Below are 1102 nucleotides of genomic sequence, written 5' to 3'. Positions count from 1 at the left end.
GCGCCGGCGTCGGTGCTCGGGCTCGGGCAGCAGCAAGTCGGCCCGCACGGGTGGACGGCGTAGCCGCGCGCGTGCGGCGCGCGCGGCCGCGTCGTGGTGTCGCGCATGCCGAGCGGCCGCAGGACCTCCTCGCGTACGGCGGCGGCCCAGTCGGTGCCGCGGTGGCGGGCCACCAGCTCGCCCAGCAGGCCGAAACCGAGGTTGGAGTAGTGGTAGCGGCGGCCGGGCCGGTGCCGGGCCGCCTCCGGGCCGAGCAGGGCCAGCAGCTCGGCGAACGGCATGCCGGGGGTGCGCTCCCACCACTGGCCGGGCGGTTCGGCGGTCAGGCCGGAGGTGTGCGACAGCAGCTGCGCGACGGTGACCTCGTCCGCGGGCGTGCCGGGGACGTGCTTGCCGATCGGGTCCAGCAGGTCCAGGCGGCCTTCGTCGCGCAGCCGCATCACCACGACGGCGACCATGCTCTTGGTGATCGACCCGATGCGGTACTGGGTGTGCACGGTGGGCGCGGCGGGCTGCTGCGCACCGTCTCCGCCGTCTGCGCCGTACCCGTCGACGCGGCCGCGCGCACCGAACCAGGCGATCTCCCCGTCGCGCACCACGGCCGCCGCCAGCGACGGCAGCCTCGACTCGGACTGCTCGGCCGCGATCCTGCGCAGCAGCGCGCGAGCCGTACCCTCCAGCACCGGTGACATCGACGGGGCTCCTCTTGTGAGACGACTGGGTCACTGACCGCCCACGTTAGCGGCGGGCCAGCCGTGACAGCATCGGCGGGAGGGCGCCGGCGAAGAGCACGGTCAGCCGGCGGGTGGCGCGGGTGACGGCGACGTACAGGTCGTGGCCGCCCATGGGGGAGCCGGCCAGGATCTCGGCGGGCTCGACCACGATCACCGCGTCGAACTCCAGCCCCTTGGCGGCGGCGGGCGTCAGCACCGCGACGGGGTGGTCCAGCGCGGCCGGCTCCGAAGGGCCCGCCGCCAGGGCGGCGGAGACCTCGGCGTGCCGGGCGGCGGGCACGATGACCGCCAGCCGGCCCTCGCCGATCGCCTCCAGCTCCCGCTCGACCAGGTCCGGCAGCTCCCCGATGCGGGCGCGCACCCACGCG

At 76.2% G+C, this 1102-nt stretch carries 2 protein-coding genes; both read right to left on the bottom strand.

Annotated elements, in window-relative coordinates; translation table 11 throughout:
* The coding region (locus ACWJ6R_RS36855; RefSeq protein ID WP_449066629.1) for a serine hydrolase domain-containing protein at nucleotides 1-692 on the bottom strand (692 nt) is incomplete at its 3' end.
* Between the two features lie 46 nt (nucleotides 693-738).
* Nucleotides 739-1102 (bottom strand): ATP-binding domain-containing protein (locus tag ACWJ6R_RS36850; RefSeq protein ID WP_449066628.1); only part of this gene is annotated, 364 nt, incomplete at its 5' end.

Source organism: Planomonospora algeriensis, from assembly GCF_977012225.1.
The sequence above is the reverse complement of the archived record's forward strand: the minus strand, read 5'-3'. Positions and strand labels throughout refer to the sequence as shown.